The following is an 18,540-nucleotide window of genomic DNA, read 5'->3' on the forward strand; positions in this document are numbered from 1 at the left end:
CGCCTCAGCCGGAAGAAGATAAGGCTACTGAGCCAGAAGAGGATACAAGCACGAAAGAGACGGATGAAAATAACGAGGACGGGACAACCGTTCAGGAAGATGAACCGGATACACAACAGGATCAGGAAGATGAACCTGAATCACAAACGGATCAGGAAGATACAAAGGACGAACCCAGACAGGACAGCGGCAAGCCGAATGTTTCTGAAGTAATCACGAAAAATTGGTCAGTGGTACCTACCCAGCAAGAAAATCATACGATTATAACCTTTGAAAAAGGAACGCTGGATTGGGAAGAAATGACGACTGCTGTTGCAAAAGGCACCGGTTTAGCCAATAGCGATATGATACTCTGGTGGGCAGAAGGTCAAGGCACCGATCGTGCCATCGCTACTGTCACGAATAAAGCACAAACAGAGAATTATCGTGTCTACGTTTCATGGGTGGATGGTGCAGGTTACAAACCTGTCAAGGTGGAAGTGCTGTATGAAAATGATCAGAAGAACCGGTGATTTGAATAGCTTACTGGTTCTATAGCTGACATAAAAGATACAATGGAAGAGAGGCGATATGCCTCTCTTTTTATTATCATTCTACCCAATATATATAAAATCTAAGTAATATTAACCAATTTCAAATAAGCTACCTCACCCGTTAAGTTTTCTTCGAATGCTATAAAAAAGTCTATGGGGGGAAAGTCTTATGGATGTCAATGATTTTTTGAATTACTATGTTTTGGGTGTCATCATTATTGGGTTAGTATTAGTTGTCTTTGGTCTGATGTTTTTTCTATACAGAAATAAAAAAGCCAACGAAAAAATGTTGAGAGAACTTGAAGTGGAAGCCGTGTCCACGCTTGATAAAGTCGAAAATGAGTATAAACACAGGGAAAAGGAACAAAGGGAGAAAGTAAAGAAAGACTATGAAAAGAAAGTTGACGACTTTAAAGCCTACGTTCATGATATGGAAAAAATCTCTAGAACGACTAGTGAGGTAAAGACTTATCACATACTTAGCAACTTAAAAGAAAAGCTGGTGACCGATGGCAAACTAAAGCCTTCAGAAATGATAATTCTTCCTAAAGTATTCTTACCTTCTAAATCAGAGGGGGACATATCCGCTGTTAAGGTCGGCCATATCGTTTTGCTTAAAACAGGAATCTATTTGATTGATACCAAGGAGTTTTATGGAAACGTCCTTTACGGCATTACAAAGGAGAAGGCGAAAGATTTTTCATTCTTACTTAATGATCTGTTTCCTCCGGAACAAAAAGAAACAGAAAAGACCATTGTTTTTGACAATAAGCAAGTAAATCAGACTGGTCTGAAGGTAATTGCGGTTGAAAATCCGGCCAAAAGAGTAATGGACGGAGTCGATTATCTCCATCCAATCGCTGAAAAGCATACCGTCCCTGGCACCATCACCCCAATCCTTTTTGTGGACCATCATGGGAACCAGTTCATCAATCACTCAAATGATAGCACGCCTTATGTGTTCGATGAGCTCGAAACGCTTACCAAATTCCTGGTGAAGCACCTGGAGGAATGTGATCCTATTTATACGGAAGAGGATTTAGAAAAGCTCAGACATAGTATCGAAAACGCTGGGGTGGATAAGCGTATAACAGAACAGCCTGTATAAGTAACGGCCTTTCGCTTCCGTAAGCGAAAGGCTACTTTTATGCTTTTACTGATGTGCATGCAGTTTTTTGTATGGATAATTCTTGCAGGAGGATTGCGCTGTCGATATTTTCTGGTTATAGTCAATACTTCTTAATAAATGAGCATAGAAAAGCCACCCTCTTGATGGGGTGGCTTTTTGTATGCATTGTTTGCTTTCAATAAATTCAGGATTCAAATCAGGAAAAAGGGGAGGTCAAACTGAAGTGAATCTGCCTTTATTTATGTTCACCCTAACAGACAACATTTCTTTTATCCATAGAAGTAACAAGTATGTCATGTGATTTTAACCTGTGCTCCATGTTTTTCAAACTTCTGCTTTAAAATTTCATGAAAAATGCACAAACGCTGTCCTAACTCGGTTAAGTTCCCTAACGTGCCAACCTTCCTCCCTAACGTCACCATGTTCTGACTTAACGTAAAATCCAGACTGACACCGAGTGAAGGATAATGCCTTTCGTAAAAGCCACTCCTGCCGGGATGGCTTTTCAAGTGGGATGATAAGCGTATCTGTATAATAAATGTGATTTCTGCTGATGCTATTTGTAGCAGTATCCAGATAGACTTAAAAGTAGGTGCGATCATGACAGCTGGACTTATATCCATTATCATTCCTTCTTATAATGAATCCGATAATATCGATCTTATTTATAAAGCGGTGGACAAAGAGTTTGAGGGGCTTCTTTACAATTATGAAATTCTTTTTGTGAATGACGGCAGTACAGATGATACGCTGGTGCGGATCAAAAAACTGGCGGGGTCACTCGGTAATGTGAAGTATCTATCATTTACGCGCAATTTTGGAAAAGAAGTGGCGCTCCTCGCCGGCCTTCAGCATGCAGATGGAGAAGCGGTGATTATCATGGATGCGGATCTTCAGCATCCTTGTTCCTTGATCAAACCGTTTATCGAAGGGTATGAAGAGGGTTATCACCAGGTGATCGGCCGTCGGAACCGGAAAGGGGACGGCTGGCTGAGGTCCTGTTTATCTTCTCTTTATTATAGCCTGATCAATAAGTTCGTTGATGTTGACTTGCAGGATGGTGTCGGTGATTTCCGCCTGTTGAGCCGGAAAGCGGTAGACGGTTTGCTTAGGCTCAATGAGGGCAGCCGCTTTTCAAAGGGTTTGTTTTCCTGGATCGGCTTGAGCCAGAAGATCATCCATTATGACAATGTCTGCCGGGAGAACGGCCATTCGAAATGGAAGTTTTCTAAATTGCTGAACTATGGGATCGACGGTGCGGTTTCTTTCAATAACCGGCCGCTCCGGATTTGTTTTTATACCGGTATTTTTATTTTGCTGCTGTCAGTGGTTTATATCATGGTTCATTTAATCATGATTATGAATAATGGCATCGTGGAACGTGGATATTTTACGACGATTTCGGCAGTGCTGCTGCTTGGCGGCATCCAGTTGTTAAGCCTTGGTGTCATCGGTGAATATATCGGACGGATTTATTACGAGACGAAGCAGCGCCCGCATTACCTCGTAGAAGAGTCCAATATTAAAAATGGAAAAAGCAGTGAAGCGGACCAGACAGGAGTGTATAAGATTTATCGGAGTGGGGATCATTAATTTTTTCGTGTGCCTGTTCTAATAGGCACGGCTGGATAATCAGTTGCACCTATTTTCACTACTTTTCTTACCATGCTGATTTGGTAAAAATTTAAAAAAGTAAACGGGGATTTCATATGAATAGGAAGCTCTTACTTTTGTTGGTCGCCTGCCTGATCCTTGCTGTGCTTGCCCACGCATTTTTTTTGCATGCGTGGACCGAAGGGCGGTTTATGGTCGGTCAGAATGATGGGCTGCAGCAGATGGTGACCTTTAAAAAACTGCTTTACGAACAGTATACCAACGGTAACTTCTTTTACACGTATCGTTTTGGGTTAGGTGGCGGCACCTACAGTCAGCTGGCGTTTTACTTTTCTACTTCGATTGTTTTCCTGTTGAGTGCTGCAGTTACGTTTTTATTAGATTCACTGGGTTTGATTGGGACGGTGGATGTCGTTTATTGGGCGAAAGCTGCTGTGTTCATCAGTGTCACCCGGTTGACGGTTATTCTTTTTGTAACCACCTTGGTGTTCCGATATATCAGCAGTCGCTGGCTGCCAGCCTTTCTTGGAGCTGCTGTCTATGGCTTATCAGTCATCTATTTTCGGCACGCGACGTATTGGGAGTTCTTTGCTGATGCGATGCTGTGGGTGCCCCTATTAGTATACGGTGTGGAAAGAATCATCCGGGAAGCACGCCCGGGATGGTTTATTTTTGCTGTCGCTGTAACGATGTTCGATAACTTTTATTTCGCTTATATCAACCTGATATTCATCGGTATCTATATGCTTGCACGTTTATGGATCCGTCTGGAAGCGAATGAGATCGGTGTGGGACAGAAGGTGAAATTATTTGTCATCGGCGGCTTAGTTGGGGCCGGAATCAGTGCGGTTTCCTTTATTCCGGCGGTCTACAGCTTTTTCCATAACCATCGGCCGGATTATCCTTTTCCCGTCGAAGCTGTTGATTTTTCGGACAATATTTTGTTCACTAGCAGGTACGTCATAGTGCCGGCACTATTTTTATTGTTCGCTTTCACCTTTTTCTTCTATCGGAAAGCTATGTTCCGTCTGTTCAGCATGTTGAGTATCTTTTTTATTTTACTGCACTTCAGTCCCGTGGTAGCCAGTGCGTTTAATGGCTTTTCTGCGCCGCAATACCGCTGGGAATACGTCTTGTCTTTTACACTTGGGGCTGCGGTGTGTGCTGGAATGTCTTATATTCATGAGTTAAGTAAGAAAAAATTTCTGATGGCTAGTGCCATGGTAATTGCAGTCTACCTCATCTTTTTCTTTAGGGATGAGGAAATGGAGTTCTTATCCCTGCCTGGCATTGGTGTGTTTTTTTTAGTAATCCTGACGTTGATTCCGACAGCTGGTTTCGTGTGGTCTTCCAAAAAATCCTGGTATTATTTTTTGGGTGCAGCTTCTCTAATCAATTTACTTGTTTTTTCCAATGCGGTTCAATATGTCATTTCGGAAATGGCCGGAGTTTACAAGGTTTCGGAGCAATATTTACATAGCGACAAATACAACGGAAAAGAACAACGTGAATTGCTGCAGGAAGTTCAGGACCAGGATGCTGCCCCCTATTATCGGATCGACTGGAAAGTGGGTTACCTGAATAATACGCCGATTGTCCAGGATTTCAATGGGTTTAGTATCTATTCCAGCATCCTGAATGAAAACCTGCTCTATTTTTACTTGTACGATTTAAAGGTTGACATGGGTCGGGAAAGTGTCAGCCGCTATTCTACGCTAAGCAACCGTGCCAACTTGTACAGTATCCTGCAGGGGAAATATGTTGTGAAAAAGAAAGACGATACGGGAAATGTGCCGTATGGTTTCCAGGAAACAGCAAGGTCAAAAAATTACATCGTCTATAAAAATACTAACCTGCTGCCATTCATACGAACAACTGATACTATCTTTACGGAGCGCGATTTGGAAGATGCCAATGTATTGGAAAAAGAGCATGCCATGCTGGAAGGGGTCATTACAGCTCGTGCGGAAACAACAGGGGCTGAGATTAAGGAAGTGCCTGATATCATAAAGAAGACGAGGCTGACAGAGGTTGGAGCTGTCTATGAGGACGGGAAGTTGACGGTCACAGAAAAAGAGGGGGGAATTGACCTTACAAGGAATGAGCCTGTAAGGCAGAACGGGGATTTTTACCTCCGCTTTCATCTCGAAAGTTTAGCCAAGCGGAAAGGTTTTGCCGTCAAAGTAAACGATTACCGTACGACGCGCAAACACAATCAATCAGTCTACAAAACGTATGTGGACGACCTTGTCATCCGGGTGCCGAAAGCGAACAAGTTAAAAATCCGCTTGCCTAAGGGAAATTATGTGTTAACGGACTTAGCCTTATACGAAGAAGATTATCAGATATTAGAGCGAGCAAAGAAAGAAGCTCAGGAAGAAACACACTTTGATTGGTCCGGTAACAAACTGACGATTCGCTATGACAACAAGCAGGGTGACCGCTTTATGATGCTGCCGATTCCTTATGAGCGAGGATGGGAGGTGCGGGTCAATGGTGAAGCGCAGGGCGTGGAAAAAGTAAACTATGCTTTTGTAGGCTTTCCTATTCAGGAGGGGGTCAATGACATTCAACTGGTGTACTATCCGCCTTTCTTCCAGGTGTCTCTGCTGGTGACCGTTGTATGTATGTTATTGGCAATTATGTTGTCTAAACGCCGCACTATCAAAAAAATCACCAAACACGAACGTTGAATGGATAAAGTCGTTAAATGTTCATGTTTTAGCTTGATTGTGTTTAAGTGATCTGTTATATTAGCACAGTAACATTTTCATATATCACTCGTATATGCTCGGTAATATGGTCGGAGTGTTTCTACCAGGTTCCCATTGAAAGAACTGGACTACGAGTTGAAGTATTGTCATTTGTTCGGTTTTTTTTAGGCAGGGCAATTTCTGCCTTTTTCTTGCTGGATGGTACATACTTTGGCTTCGTAGGTCTGGAAGGTGGAAATCACACTGCTTCCCAGGCCTTTTTCTTATGCTTCGACCAGCGGGTATATACTAAACCAAGGAGGAGCTCGCATGAAGGCAACATTTCAAAAACCAACAGGGCAAGCAAGATTCTTCGCTCTACTAGCACTTATTACTGTATTTTTTTTATCGGTTCTTGGAGGCTGCAATTCTTCACCCCAGACTGAAGCTGCACCAGAAAAGAAGCAAAGACCTATTCTCATTGAAGGTCCGATGCCGATTGAAGCGGAAAAGTTTGCTGACAGGCTCAAAAATGTAAAAGAAGAAAAAGCAGGGACGTTTGAATTTTATTTAGGAACAGTCGATAATTATCCAGTGATCGTGGCCAAGACAGGGAAAGGGATGGAAAATACTGCAGCAGCTACCGCAGTTGCCATTGAAAGATACAATCCTATTGCAATCATCAACCAGGGAACATCTGGCGGACATGATCCTGACTTGCATGTGTTTGATATCGTGTTAGGGGAAAGAACGGTAAACATCGGTTCTTTGAAAACTCCACATTATCAAGAGGGAGAAGGAATTCATCCCAAAGAGTGGATTCCAATGGACTTGATGGCTTCTGAAGGAAGTGCCGGAGAAGATCCAGACGCGGAAAACATCCGTTATTTTAAAGGAGACAAAGGTTTGCTCGCCGCCGCCAAAGCCGTGAAGAAAGAGCACGAGAAGGGAAAAGTTGTTGAGGGGACAATCGGTTCTGCAGATGTATGGAATAATGAAGTGGACCGAATCAACTGGTTCCACGAAAATTATGGGACTTCTGTAGAAGAGATGGAAGGAGCAGCAGGAGCACAAATTGCCAAAGCGTATGATGTGCCTTACCTTGGTATCCGGATTTTATCCAATAATAAAACCAATGGAGGGGAGTACAATCCAGATACCGCAGCAGCTAATCAGGAATATGTCTATGAAGTAGTGAAGAAGTATATTTCTAAGCTGAAAAGTGAGTAGTTTCGAATAGGTGCCTGATCCCTTGTGTGCTAAGCATACCTGGATCAGGCACCTCGTTTTGGCATAGCATTTACTGTGCTGGCAACCTTTGAATAGAAATAATTACTATCCGTCATCCAACGTGTTAGGATAGACTCATCAGATAAGGAGAGGTGATGAGTTTTGAAGAAAATTAAATTAGGTACCAGCGAATTAGAAGTTGGCGAAATTTCACTAGGCTGCATGCGCATGAGTGAACTCAGTAATAAAGACGCTGCCTATGTCATTGAAAACGCGTTGGATGCAGGGGTTGATTTATTCGATCATGCGGATATATACGGGAAAGGGAAGTCTGAGGAAGTTTTTGCAAATGCCATCCAGATGAACGATGACATTCGTGAAAAAATGAAGCTGCAGACGAAATGCGGGATTCGTGATGGATTCTTTGATTTTTCAAAAGAACATATCCTGGAATCAGTGGACGCCAGTCTTCGCAGGTTGAAAACCGACTATGTCGATAGCATGCTGCTTCACCGTCCGGATGCATTAATGGAACCTGAAGAAGTGGCAGAGGCTTTTTCTACATTGAAAGAAAGTGGGAAAGTCCGTTATTTTGGCGTGAGCAACCAGAATCCTATGCAAATGGAGCTGTTGAACAAGTATCTGGATGATGACTTGATTGTAAACCAAATGCAAATGAGCCTGGTACATACGCCGATGCTGGATGCCGGCTTCAACGTCAACATGAAGCATGACCCGGCGATTGCCCGGGATGGCAGTGTGATTGAGTATTGCCGACTCAACGACATCACCATCCAGGCATGGTCCCCGTTCCAGCACGGTATGATCGAAGGACCGTTTATCGGAAACTACGCCTTCCCGGAAGTCAATGCAAAACTGCAGGAGCTTGCCGAAGAAAAAGGCGTCACAGACTCTGCGATAGCGATTGCCTGGATTTTACGCCATCCGGCAAACATTCAGCCGGTCGTGGGCACGATGAATCCCGAGCGTTTACGCGATATCGCCAAAGCTTCTGATATCGAACTGACGCGCCAAGAGTGGTACGAGCTCTATCGCGCAGCAGGTAATGACCTGCCATAACATAAGAAGAAGTACCTGCCCGATTCGGGATCAGGCACTTCTTTTTTTGCTTTTCACAGGCTGAACGCCAAAAGATCGGGCTGTAACGCCTGTTGATTTCTGCGGCAAGTCAGATAGCAGCTCAATTAGCGTATTTTTAGCTCGAAATAATCCATGCATGAAAATGCCTGGACGCTATCAGGGCCAGGCACTATAAATGTTATTAAACTTTCAAGACTTCATTTGCATTTGCAAGTTTCTGAGCGAACTCTTCCGGCTTTTCCACCGATTGTACATGGAGATATTTGATGCTAGGCTCCGCGAACAACCAATGGTTATGGAGCGCCGTAATTGTCAGGTCATTTTTACCTAAGGCTTTCGTGTATTCTGGTATTTCCTCTGGTAGCAGCACGATTTCTGCATGATTAAGCGCTGTGCCATCGTCTTCGAGTGACTCAAAGTGAATTTCCATGCTCAGCTCACTTTTAAATGGGCGGCCTTGCACCGTAACATCAAGGTCACGCTCTTTTTCCGCTTCAACCATTTCATCTTCAATTTCTACTTCCACATCTAGTATCTCACCGAACTTTTTCGCGATTTCTTCGATATTAGCCATGGTGGACCACTCCTTTCCGGTATTTATCCATAGTACCGATTTCATTTATACGGGTTTATAAAGTTCTATTGCCGCCTTTTCTACGAATAAAACTATTCTATTTTCAGAGATGCAGCACTTAATGTTATGGAATATTGTGGTAAAATATTGATAAAGAAGTTTTAAACTGAGTAAAAGTTTCGGAACGTAAAGGGGGAAAGGGAGCGGGTTGAACTCCTTTAAACTTACATGGATTGATTATGTTGGAATTATACAAAATCGGTATTAAACAAGCTAAAGTAAAGAGAGGTCAGGGGGCTGGATTGGTTGAGTAAAAGCTTGAGAATAAAAATTGGTTTGATCAGTAACTTGATCATTTGTTTATGGGGCATTTACCGGATGTTTTCTGAAAATGCGCTGGCATTTATTCCAGTAATCCTTGTGGCAGGTGTATTCATTGGTTTTATTGCTTCTATTTATGAACTGAAAAAAAGCAATACAGGTAAGTATCAAGGTTAAATAAGTTTTGAAAACGTATATGTAGCTTATGGCTAAGTTACCATTGTCTCTCCGTTTGGTGGGGGTTGGGGATCGATAAAAAAACGCCTGACTTCTATGACTGGCTTGTAGCTGGTATATGTCTGGTTGGTGTTCCCGTTAGGTTATTTGCGTCACGTAAATGAAAAAGAGGTATAAAATAGGAGTATGTCCCCTGAAGCTGTTGTTAACGTATGGGCAGACACCCGCACCATTTTTGAGAAATATCAGGTGCCTATAAAGGCTGAAGCTATGCAGATACGGTGGATAGCGAATAGATAGAGGAACTTCTTATTGAATGGAATCGATCAATCGGAAGTTCAGCCGTAACTTGTACTGCAGGCGACTGACAATGGTCTTCTAAGAAGGAGTAGGCTGCTCCTTAAAATAATTTGAACTAATGCTTGACGGGGAATAAAAATCAGCGTATAGTAGGGATTAATTATTCTTGTTCGTTTAAAGAATGCAAGAAAAAGTTTTACGACTTTCCCTTGAATTTCTAGAGCAATAATAGTAATACATTGTGGATCAAGATCCACGCAGGAGGTAACAATTATGTTACAAGGTAATGTTAAATGGTTCAACGCAGAAAAAGGTTTCGGATTTATTGAAGTAGAAGGTCAAGACGATGTATTCGTTCATTTCTCTGCTATTCAAGGTGAAGGTTTCAAAACTCTAGAAGAAAACGAAACAGTTTCTTTCGAAATCGTCGAAGGCAACCGTGGACCACAAGCAGCTAACGTTCAAAAATAAGCGTTAATAGCTTTAAAAGAGGCTTCCAACCCGGAAGTCTCTTTTTTTTGTACATAATAAGAATAGTTATAAAAAAACATTAGCTTTGAAGCTGGATATAAGACCATTTAGGTAATGCAAGTAAACATCTCGTGTACTATTGGTTGACTCTCCTGTTAAGGGAGGGATTATCCTTTTTTGTAGCGAGAGAACAGGAGGTCAGAAGCATGTATCGAATCGGTTTATTTTCTCAAATGTCCAAAACAACAGTTAAAACATTAAGGTATTATGATGAAGTGGGAATCTTACGCCCGGCTTATATTGATAAAAGAACAGGATACCGATACTATACTTCTGATCAGTTAGGCGCTCTCCATGAGATTATAGCCCTCAGACAAATTGGCTTTTCTATCGAGGAAATTTCACAGCTGATGAAGGGGGAACAAGTCATGGGAGTCCTTGAAAAGAGAAGAGCAGAAATAGAAAAGGAGTTTTATGAAGCGGCCGATAAACTCTCTCGCATCAATCACTATATAGATGAACAGAAGGGGAGTATTGCTATGAATTATAAAGCGGTTATCAAAGAACTGCCGGAATGTATGGTCTATTATAAAAAGATGGTGGTACCTGACTATGATGCTTATTTTGAAATGATCCCAGCGATTGGGAGAGAAGTGTTGGAGGCAAACCCATCCCTTGAACTTGCAGAGCCGGCGTATTCGTTTATTGTTTACCTGGATGGCGAGTACAAAGAGAAAAATTTTAAAGTTGAATTTTGTGAAGCAGTGGATCAGGCAGGCAATGAAACAGAAGCGATTAAATTTAAAAAAATTACACGAACCACAGCTGTATCTGTTCTGCACCTAGGAGCTTACGATAAGCTGGGAGAAGCTTATGCGTATGCAATCAAGTGGATAGAAAACAATGGTTACGCAGTCACCGATCATCCGCGGGAAAGTTATATTGATGGTATCTGGAACAAAGAGAATGAGGAAGAGTGGCTGACAGAACTTCAAATTCCAGTGTCGAGAAAATAAATAACGTAATCAGACTTAGGCTGATTGGTTCAACGTTGGCAAAGCCCGTCGCCAAATAAGTTAAATAGAAAAAGACCAAATCCTCAGGGTTTTGGTCTTTTTCTGTTCCTTAATGGGAAAGGTTTTCGGCATTCCTCTGCAGAATTGCCGATCCCGTTTTATTTCCGTCTTTCCACAAGTAACCAATGACGGCACCGACGATAGCCGGGAGTATCCAGCCAAGCCCGATATCGTACAGGGGCAGGTAGGAAAAGTAGAAATTGCTGACCGATTCAATTACCGAATTAGCAGCGTTTGGGAACATTCCCACCAAAGCATTATAGCCATCAATGGTGCTAACGAAAAACGTCAAGATCATAGCGCCAGCATAAACACTGCGCTTATGTTTAAACAAGCTTGAGCTGAGACCTAATAGTATCAGGACGATGGCCAGTGGATATAAGAACATCAGCACAGGTATGGCGTATTGAATAATCTTTGTCAGCCCAAAGTTGGCAACCATAAACGACATCAACGATAGAATCAGAACGAATGATTTGTAGCTGATTTTTGGATAGATAGTATGGAAAAATTCGCTGCAGGCAATGATTAGTCCGATGCTCGTTTTTAAACATGCGAGTACAATAATAATCGCGAGTAAGATCGAACCGAACGCACCGAAATAATGCTGGGAAACAGCGGCAAAGGTGAGGCCGCCATTTTCAAGCGTACCAACACTTGAGACGCTGGAGGCACCCATGTACGTAATCAGTCCATAAATCAGCATCATCAGTCCCATCGCAAATAAGCCTGATTTCCATGTCGTCTGTGCAATCTCCTTCGTATCGGTAATCCCCATGTTTTTAATGGCATGGATGACGACAATACCGAACGCGAGCGCACCGAGGGCATCCATCGTGTTATATCCCTCTTTAAACCCTGTCATAAATGGCAGTGTGTCATAGTCGCCTGTCGGTTCACCGAAACTGCCCATCGGTCTAACGAGGGCTGTAATAATTAAAATAGATAAGAACAGTAAAAAAGACGGTGTTAAATATTTTCCGACGACATCCATGATTTTTGCAGCGTTAAGTGAGAAATAATAGACAATGGCAAAGAACAGGAAGCTGAACACGGCAAGCCATAGACTGCTTTGGCCGGGCTGAATAAAGGGTTCAAAGCCGACCACAAAAGGGACAGTCGCTGTTCTGGGAATGGCGAAGAACGGTCCGATGGTTAAATAAAGAACAAGAGCGAATGTTATTCCAAATAAAGGGTGGACCCGGCTCGCTAAATCATGTAACCCCTGGCTGCCTGACAGACCAATTGCCAGGATCCCCATAAATGGAAGACCGATAGCTGTTACAAGAAATCCAATTAACGCAGGCCAAAAGGAAGTCCCGGCGAGCTGTCCCAGTTGTATAGGAAAGATTAAATTCCCTGCTCCGAAAAAAAGCCCGAAGAGCATCGTCCCGATAGCGGCATAGGTAGAGAACGATGTTTTCTGTTTCATGTGCATGATCCTTTCTTGGTGTATTGGGTTCTCTGTTTGCATAAAGATAATCCTATCAAGAATCCCTTACAGGGACAATAGCTTTTGCGAAGTTTGTCGAAAATATTTAATTTAACTTGCACCCCTTTTTCATCTTTTATATGATCTCTTCCATAATTTCTTCCGTTATACTAGTTGCTCTTTTTTTGTGAGCATTATGTGTCTATGCGAACAACAATAGAGATTATTCGACAAAATAGGATTATAATAGAGGTGAATAAAACTACTATTCTGAAAATAAGAGAGAGGGGGACGGGACCGGACCGGTTAGGTTGATTGGCAGGATGGATAAAAAATAGAATAAGAGGTGGAAGTGATGAGCAAGCTGCTGAAATCCATTGTGGGTACAGTCCTGTTTCTTGCCGCGTTTCTGACCTTTATTACTCATGGGAAAGCTGTTGCTTCAACATTCGTAACCAAGGCCAATACTTCTGGTAAACTAGTTGCTTTGACGTTTGATGACGGTTCGGATGGAACAAACATCGACCGGATTTTGCGGGTGCTTTCCGATGAGGAGATTCCAACTACCTTCTTTCTGACTGGTTCAGGAACCAACAACCATCCTGCTGCTATTAAACGAATAGTCGCAGGGGGCCATGAAGTTGCCAACCATTCCTATTCCCATCCTGATTTTACAAAATTGACCGCTGCTCAAATAAAAAGTGAATTAGACCGGACGGAGGCCATTGTCAAGAGTACCACAGGCAAGTCGACAATACCGCTTTTCCGTGCTCCGTTCGGTTCTGCAAATGCTGCTGTACTGACGGCAGCAGGTAACGCAGGTTATACCTATACGATTCACTGGAACATCGATACACTCGATTGGAAAGGTCTATCCAAAACGGAAGTTTACCGCAGGGTAGTGGACAACATCGTCCCGGGTTCCATCGTGTTGATGCATACAGGAGCCGGTGCATCCGGAACACCGGACGCCCTTCCTGACATGATCCGTAGCTTGAAAGCCAAGGGGTATCGATTTGTCACCGTTTCAGAAATTCTGAATCTACCTGCGGTTAAAGGTGAAACGGTCCACGTTGTGCGCGCTGGTGATACGCTTTATAGCATAGCCAGGCGTTATGGTGTCACGGTGGACTAGCTGGTCATCATTAACAAGTTTAGCAACCCGAATTTTATTCGAATCGGCCAGTTCATCAAGTTTCGACCAAGAATGTTTCAGGAGAAGTATATACAGTCAAAGCGGGAGATACGCTTTATGGCATTGCTAAAAGATACAATGTGAGCATCGGTGATATTGTTACTGCCAACAACATAGCGGATGCGAATGTTATCCGAGTCGGCCAGCAGCTGACCATCCCGGTCAAAACGATCACTTATACCGTGAAAAAAGGTGATACTCTCTACAGCATCGCCAGAATTCATAATACAACGGTATCTAAAATCGTTTCAGCCAATAACATCTCAAATCCGAATTTCATTTATCCAGGCCAGCAATTGACAATCCCACGATAAACTTAAAAAGCGCAGCCCGTTTTCAGGCGGGCTGCTTTTTTGAAGAGGGGAGTATCGTTTGATAGCGTAACGCAAAAGGATAGTGCAGAACGCCAAATAGTAGGAGATCCGGGCATTTGTAAGTATATGAAAAAACGGAAGTCTCCGCGGGGGAGCTTCCGTTTTGTCTCGATTCGCTTAGCAGCAAGGGGCACAGCATAATGGTGCAGATTGTTTTTTCCAAAATCTAAAGGAAGGGATTGTTAATTTCTTCTTAGGGAGTGATGCTGACTTCCAGGCATGGCGATTGATATGGTCTAACTTCCGTTTTTTCTCTTCCACTCTTTGGTCGATCGAGTATAAATTGAACATATCTTTTCCTCCTATTGGCAGCAGGACTGCTCTTCTTTATTTTCTACAACATCTTGCTTCGTATAGAAAAACTCCCACTCATTGCCGTCAGGGTCAGTGATCCAAAACTTATCTTGCAGGGCGTAGCAGCAGGTAGTGTTTGTTTCCTCACGAGTGAAGAAGCGTAACTGTTCTAATCTTGCTTTTTGGGAATCGATGTCTTCCTGCTTCTCGACCTGTATGCCGAAGTGGCCGACTTGATTGCCGGATACCTCAGGTTTTACGTTAAGGGTAAAGTTCAATTGTAATTTTTCTGGCATGAATTTAGCATAATCACTTTTAACTTTTACAGGTTCCTCTCCAAACACCTTCGTGTAAAATTCGATTGATTTTTCTAAGTCTACCACATTTAAACCTACGTGTACGTTCATTTGATCTCCTCCATATATCAATTTTTTTTGATTAATCATTTAAAAAAATTACTCTCTCCGGAATAAACAGCATAATTCGTCGGATAGCAGGTGGTTTAATTCGGGCTGATTCAAGGTGTAGAAGCTCCAGGTTCCTCTGGTTTGCTTATTGATAAGCTTCGCGTCCATCAGAATTTTCAAGTGGTAGGATAATTTTGATTGAGGTAAGTTCAATTTTTCAGATAGATCACAGACACAAGCCTCGCCACGCTCTGTTATTTCGTGCAGGATATGCAGGCGTTTCTGATCCGCGATGGCCTTGAACTTTTTTTCATATTGTTGAAATGTATTTTCTAAGGATAAATCGGTGAGCGGGATTTCTTTATACATATCAGCTCCTCCTTCACATCAACTTTTTTTGATTTAATAAGAGTATATGCGAAGACTTGGTAAATGACAACTAATAAATCAACTTTTTTTGATGAATAACAGAAAATAGTAAAAAAGAATTATGCAGGAGTGCAGGTATTCGTTACGAATAAGGAATTGTAAATCCTATCTTTTTATTTTGGTGAAGGGAAAGTAATATAATGGAAGAACACAATATAGGAGGTGCTGGCAATGGCAAATGAGAGAGAAATCGAGCGTGTATGGACGGTTGATTTCCAGGATGGGAGCGGACCGCATAAAAAAGTGGGTCAGGTACTTCCGCCTGGCAACTGGGAGCAGTTCGATCCGTTTTTATTGATGGCAGAAGACTGGTTCCAGCAAGGGACGTTCCCGGATCATCCGCACAGGGGAATGGAGACAATCACCTATGTTATTGAAGGAAAGCTGAAGCATGAGGACAACCATGGCGGGTCTGGCGTGTTGGAGCCGGGGGACGCTCAGTTGATGACGGCGGGCAGCGGAATTGTTCATTCCGAAGACCCACTTCCAGGAGAGACGGTACATAGTTTGCAATTATGGCTTAATCTTCCAGGCAGTAAAAAGTCGTCAAAACCACGTTACCAGGACTTGAAGGCAGAAGCGATCCCAGTTCGTAAGGAAGAAGGAGCAGAGGTCAGGGTCTACTCGGGGACATCCGGAAACGTGAAGGCTGACACAGAAAATCACGTGCCACTCACTTATGTGGAAATGAAACTGGAAGCAGGAGCGATAGTGACACAGAACTTGCCAGGCAGCTTCAATGGCTTCCTTTATATTATGGAAGGAAGCGGAACGTTTGGTAAAGACGAGACAGAAGGTGAGAAAAATCAGGTACTCTGGCTCGGACGAACTTCCAAAAAAGCAGATAGCGAAATAACAATCAAGGCGGACGAGCAGCTTCGCGCCATCCTTGTTGCGGGTGAGCCGATCGGGGAGCCGGTGGTAGCAAGAGGGCCGTTCGTCATGAATACGGAAGAGGAAATTTTCCAGGCATACCGGGATTACCAGGAGGGCAAATTCGGACCTTCCGAATGATCAACTTTATACGGAAAAGACCTCTCATCCAGTCATCAGACGGATGGGAGGCTTTTTGTTTTTACCATGGAATAATTCTTACAAGTGAGACGCAAGTTAATGAAGTGTAGCAACAAGGAGTTCAGGGTATTCTTGAAGATAACTAAACATACATCATTAAGGGGGCCGGAGACCATGCATTTCCATGAAGTTTTCATCGAAATATTAATGCTGCTTGCGATATCGATATTCGTCATCGGGATTGCCAAAATCATCAAACAACCTTACTCGATAGCGCTCGTATTAGTAGGGTTACTCCTAGGACTGACCGAAACCCCGTTTTTTGAAGCGGCTGAAAATTTCATTACCCAGTCGAATGTTTTTCATGCAATCATTGTCTCATTGTTTTTGCCGATATTACTGGCGGATGCCACACTCAAAATACCAATCAAGCATTTTTTTGAATACAAAGCGGTGTCTTTTTCCATCGCTTTTCTCGGTACCTTCACTACCTTTATCCTTATCGGGGCTTCTGTCTATTATTTATTAGATCTTCCCCTCGTTCTGGCGTTCACATTTGCGGCATTAATGAGTGCGACCGACCCGATCAGCGTGATTTCCATTTTCAAAACGCTGGGGGTGAGGGAAGAACTGTCGACGGTGATGGAGACGGAATCGTTATTCAACGATGGGATTGCGGTTGTCCTTTTTAATATTTCCACTGTTTATCTAATATCCTACATAGAGATGGGGATAGCGGGCCTTGGAAGTGGCGTGTTATTGTTTTTGAAGTTTGTGATCGGAGGTTCCGTTGTCGGTGCCATTTTAGGGTTTGTAACCTCACAGGTTATCCGGCTTTATGACGATTACCCTTTAGAAATTGCGATATCGTTATTGATGTATTTCGGAAGTTATTTCATTGCCGAACATTTTCACTTTTCAGGCGTTATTGCTGTGGTAATCAGCGGGTTGATTTATGGCAGTTACGGAGCCAGGGTGGGAATGACGGAATCGACAAAAACAAATATCGACTCTTTCATGGATACGATAACGGAAATTGCCAACAGTCTGATTTTCCTGATGGTTGGACTGGAAATCCAGAACATCGATTTTACAGGTAAGTGGATGCTAATTATTTGGGCGATTGCGATTGTCTTGATTGCGCGAACGCTGTCCCTCTATATGAGTACATCTTTGTCCAGTAAAATACCAGCCAAATGGAAAGTCATTATGAACTGGGGTGGATTGAAAGGGAGCTTGTCTATCGCTCTGGCGTTAAGTTTACCTTCATCCTTTGATGGCAGGGACACCTTGTTAATCCTTACGTTCAGTGTCGTGGTCTTTTCATTGGTTGTGCAGGGACTCACCATCAAGCCATTGATCAGCAAATTGGGATTAATGGAAAATAAATAATCCTTCCATATAAAAGAGCCAGATCTCTAGCAGAAGCGGGAGAACTGGCTCTTTTAAAAGGGTCTGTCTAACATTGTTGATGACTTTCTTAAGAGGCCTATTCAACAAAAGGGCCGAAAAGTCGAAGACTTGATTTCGAGATAATATGGGTCCGTCACTGAATCGTAAGAAGGGAGGCTGGGAAACGGTTCGCTTTCCTGTGGGGGAACTGGCAAGCCTCCTCAGACTTCGTCTTCCGGGGTCTTGCCTAGATCCTTCTCCCACGGGAGTCTTACCGTTTCCCCGCCACCCTATCCATTTTTTTGATGAACGAACCCTACCTTGTAAGAAGGTATCTTCCACATTAACCGCATGCCAAAACCCAATGATACAGGAAACAAGCCCTCTTCGTAGCTGTGAATGATTCTGCCTACTAATGTTTCCGTTTCTCTAATAATTGCAAGGAGATCCGGGAAATTGCGAGACTCCAATGGGAAGATAGTACATGGTGAGATCCCGCAGGGCTTTAGTGCAGTGCACCCCTATTGTTGGACACTCATCTGACAATAGGAGGTGCTCTTATGAGCCAGTATACCCCCGAAGAAAAACTACACATTATTAAACGGTATTTAAATGAATCCATCAGCTATCGAGAACTGGAGAACCAGGTGAAAGTGGATAACTCCGTCCTTCGTTACTGGGTCGCTTTATACCGATATCATGGTAATAAGGCATTTTCGTTTCCCTATACAAACTATTCTCCAGCCCTTAAACTGAAGGTAATTCAGTTAATTAAAGAGAACGC

At 42.9% G+C, this 18,540-nt stretch carries 21 protein-coding genes and 1 riboswitch; of the genes, 15 read left to right on the forward strand and 6 right to left on the reverse strand.

The annotated features are described in order from the left end of the window. Nucleotides 1-212 precede the first annotated feature (212 nt). Nucleotides 213-512 (forward strand): YrrS family protein, encoded by a 300-nt coding sequence (locus tag BLV00_RS22275; RefSeq protein WP_281242967.1) that lies wholly within the window; start codon nucleotides 213-215, stop codon nucleotides 510-512. Between the two features lie 190 nt (nucleotides 513-702). After that, nucleotides 703-1,641 (forward strand): hypothetical protein, encoded by a 939-nt coding sequence (locus tag BLV00_RS02175; RefSeq protein WP_093041857.1) that lies wholly within the window; start codon nucleotides 703-705, stop codon nucleotides 1,639-1,641. Between the two features lie 314 nt (nucleotides 1,642-1,955). Here BLV00_RS02175 and BLV00_RS21810 read toward each other — a convergent pair whose 3' ends face one another. Beyond that, nucleotides 1,956-2,285 (reverse strand): hypothetical protein, encoded by a 330-nt coding sequence (locus BLV00_RS21810; RefSeq protein ID WP_093041860.1) that lies wholly within the window; start codon nucleotides 2,283-2,285, stop codon nucleotides 1,956-1,958. On the opposite strand from BLV00_RS21810, the gene BLV00_RS02185 reads away from it, so the two are divergent. The 4 genes from BLV00_RS02185 (at nucleotide 2,263) to BLV00_RS02200 (ending at nucleotide 8,279) form a co-directional block, all read left to right on the forward strand. Then, nucleotides 2,263-3,255 (forward strand): glycosyltransferase family 2 protein, encoded by a 993-nt coding sequence (locus tag BLV00_RS02185; protein ID WP_093041863.1) that lies wholly within the window; start codon nucleotides 2,263-2,265, stop codon nucleotides 3,253-3,255. The genes BLV00_RS21810 and BLV00_RS02185 overlap by 23 nt on opposite strands. A 116-nt stretch (nucleotides 3,256-3,371) precedes the next feature. Then, entirely contained in the window at nucleotides 3,372-5,969 is a 2,598-nt protein-coding gene (locus BLV00_RS02190; protein WP_093041866.1) for a YfhO family protein, read from the forward strand. Between the two features lie 68 nt (nucleotides 5,970-6,037). Next, nucleotides 6,038-6,141: riboswitch (purine riboswitch) on the forward strand. A 158-nt stretch (nucleotides 6,142-6,299) separates the two neighbouring features. Further along, nucleotides 6,300-7,199, forward strand: a complete 900-nt coding sequence (locus BLV00_RS02195; protein ID WP_093041869.1) for a 5'-methylthioadenosine/S-adenosylhomocysteine nucleosidase — start codon at nucleotides 6,300-6,302, stop codon at nucleotides 7,197-7,199. A 162-nt stretch (nucleotides 7,200-7,361) separates the two neighbouring features. Then, the gene (locus BLV00_RS02200; protein WP_093041872.1) at nucleotides 7,362-8,279 is read left to right on the forward strand and encodes an aldo/keto reductase; all 918 of its coding nucleotides are present in this window, start codon (nucleotides 7,362-7,364) and stop codon (nucleotides 8,277-8,279) included. A 202-nt stretch (nucleotides 8,280-8,481) separates the two neighbouring features. Here BLV00_RS02200 and BLV00_RS02205 read toward each other — a convergent pair whose 3' ends face one another. Continuing rightward, a complete protein-coding gene (locus tag BLV00_RS02205; protein ID WP_176791287.1) occupies nucleotides 8,482-8,874 on the reverse strand; it encodes a DUF1259 domain-containing protein in 393 nt (130 codons plus the stop codon). A gap of 306 nt (nucleotides 8,875-9,180) precedes the next feature. Between BLV00_RS02205 and BLV00_RS02210 the strand changes: the two genes are divergently transcribed. The 4 genes from BLV00_RS02210 (at nucleotide 9,181) to BLV00_RS02225 (ending at nucleotide 11,159) form a co-directional block, all read left to right on the forward strand. After that, nucleotides 9,181-9,372, forward strand: coding sequence for a hypothetical protein (locus BLV00_RS02210; RefSeq protein ID WP_093041878.1), 192 nt, complete (start codon nucleotides 9,181-9,183; stop codon nucleotides 9,370-9,372). A gap of 65 nt (nucleotides 9,373-9,437) precedes the next feature. After that, nucleotides 9,438-9,536, forward strand: a complete 99-nt coding sequence (locus BLV00_RS22630; RefSeq protein ID WP_342721963.1) for a YnfA family protein — start codon at nucleotides 9,438-9,440, stop codon at nucleotides 9,534-9,536. Between the two features lie 409 nt (nucleotides 9,537-9,945). Next, nucleotides 9,946-10,143: a cold-shock protein gene (locus BLV00_RS02220; RefSeq protein ID WP_028782438.1), complete on the forward strand. Its 198-nt coding sequence runs from the start codon at nucleotides 9,946-9,948 to the stop codon at nucleotides 10,141-10,143. A gap of 206 nt (nucleotides 10,144-10,349) precedes the next feature. Beyond that, entirely contained in the window at nucleotides 10,350-11,159 is an 810-nt protein-coding gene (locus tag BLV00_RS02225; RefSeq protein ID WP_093041881.1) for a MerR family transcriptional regulator, read from the forward strand. A gap of 109 nt (nucleotides 11,160-11,268) precedes the next feature. Here the strand turns inward: BLV00_RS02225 and brnQ are convergent, their stop codons facing one another. Beyond that, nucleotides 11,269-12,651 (reverse strand): branched-chain amino acid transport system II carrier protein, encoded by a 1,383-nt coding sequence (brnQ, locus tag BLV00_RS02230; protein WP_093041981.1) that lies wholly within the window; start codon nucleotides 12,649-12,651, stop codon nucleotides 11,269-11,271. 355 nt (nucleotides 12,652-13,006) lie between these two features. Between brnQ and BLV00_RS02235 the strand changes: the two genes are divergently transcribed. Both BLV00_RS02235 and BLV00_RS22635 read left to right on the forward strand, forming a co-directional pair. Then, nucleotides 13,007-13,786: a polysaccharide deacetylase family protein gene (locus tag BLV00_RS02235; protein ID WP_342721964.1), complete on the forward strand. Its 780-nt coding sequence runs from the start codon at nucleotides 13,007-13,009 to the stop codon at nucleotides 13,784-13,786. A 140-nt stretch (nucleotides 13,787-13,926) separates the two neighbouring features. Next, on the forward strand, nucleotides 13,927-14,160 hold the full coding sequence (locus tag BLV00_RS22635) for a LysM peptidoglycan-binding domain-containing protein (RefSeq protein ID WP_342721965.1): 234 nt from the start codon (nucleotides 13,927-13,929) through the stop codon (nucleotides 14,158-14,160). Between the two features lie 177 nt (nucleotides 14,161-14,337). On the opposite strand, the gene BLV00_RS21815 is transcribed toward BLV00_RS22635, so the two are convergent. The 3 genes from BLV00_RS21815 to BLV00_RS02245 are packed head-to-tail and all read right to left on the reverse strand — an operon-like array spanning nucleotide 14,338 to nucleotide 15,290. Continuing rightward, nucleotides 14,338-14,511, reverse strand: a complete 174-nt coding sequence (locus tag BLV00_RS21815; protein WP_176791288.1) for a hypothetical protein — start codon at nucleotides 14,509-14,511, stop codon at nucleotides 14,338-14,340. Nucleotides 14,512-14,522: 11 nt separating this feature from the next. After that, nucleotides 14,523-14,921 carry an ArsI/CadI family heavy metal resistance metalloenzyme gene (locus BLV00_RS02240; RefSeq protein WP_093041884.1) on the reverse strand — a complete coding sequence of 133 codons (399 nt, stop codon included), beginning with the start codon at nucleotides 14,919-14,921 and terminating at the stop codon, nucleotides 14,523-14,525. A gap of 48 nt (nucleotides 14,922-14,969) precedes the next feature. Further along, nucleotides 14,970-15,290 (reverse strand): ArsR/SmtB family transcription factor, encoded by a 321-nt coding sequence (locus BLV00_RS02245; RefSeq protein ID WP_093041887.1) that lies wholly within the window; start codon nucleotides 15,288-15,290, stop codon nucleotides 14,970-14,972. 231 nt (nucleotides 15,291-15,521) lie between these two features. On the opposite strand from BLV00_RS02245, the gene BLV00_RS02250 reads away from it, so the two are divergent. The 3 genes from BLV00_RS02250 to BLV00_RS02260 all read left to right on the forward strand — a co-directional run. Beyond that, nucleotides 15,522-16,364, forward strand: a complete 843-nt coding sequence (locus BLV00_RS02250) for a pirin family protein (RefSeq protein ID WP_093041890.1) — start codon at nucleotides 15,522-15,524, stop codon at nucleotides 16,362-16,364. A 174-nt stretch (nucleotides 16,365-16,538) separates the two neighbouring features. Further along, nucleotides 16,539-17,756 (forward strand): cation:proton antiporter, encoded by a 1,218-nt coding sequence (locus BLV00_RS02255; protein ID WP_093041893.1) that lies wholly within the window; start codon nucleotides 16,539-16,541, stop codon nucleotides 17,754-17,756. Between the two features lie 560 nt (nucleotides 17,757-18,316). Next, a partial coding sequence (locus tag BLV00_RS02260; protein ID WP_143030664.1) for a transposase occupies nucleotides 18,317-18,540 on the forward strand: 224 nt, incomplete at its 3' end.

The sequence above is a fragment of the Thalassobacillus cyri genome (assembly GCF_900107755.1).
Classification (GTDB): Bacteria; Bacillota; Bacilli; order Bacillales; family Halobacillaceae; genus Thalassobacillus; species Thalassobacillus cyri.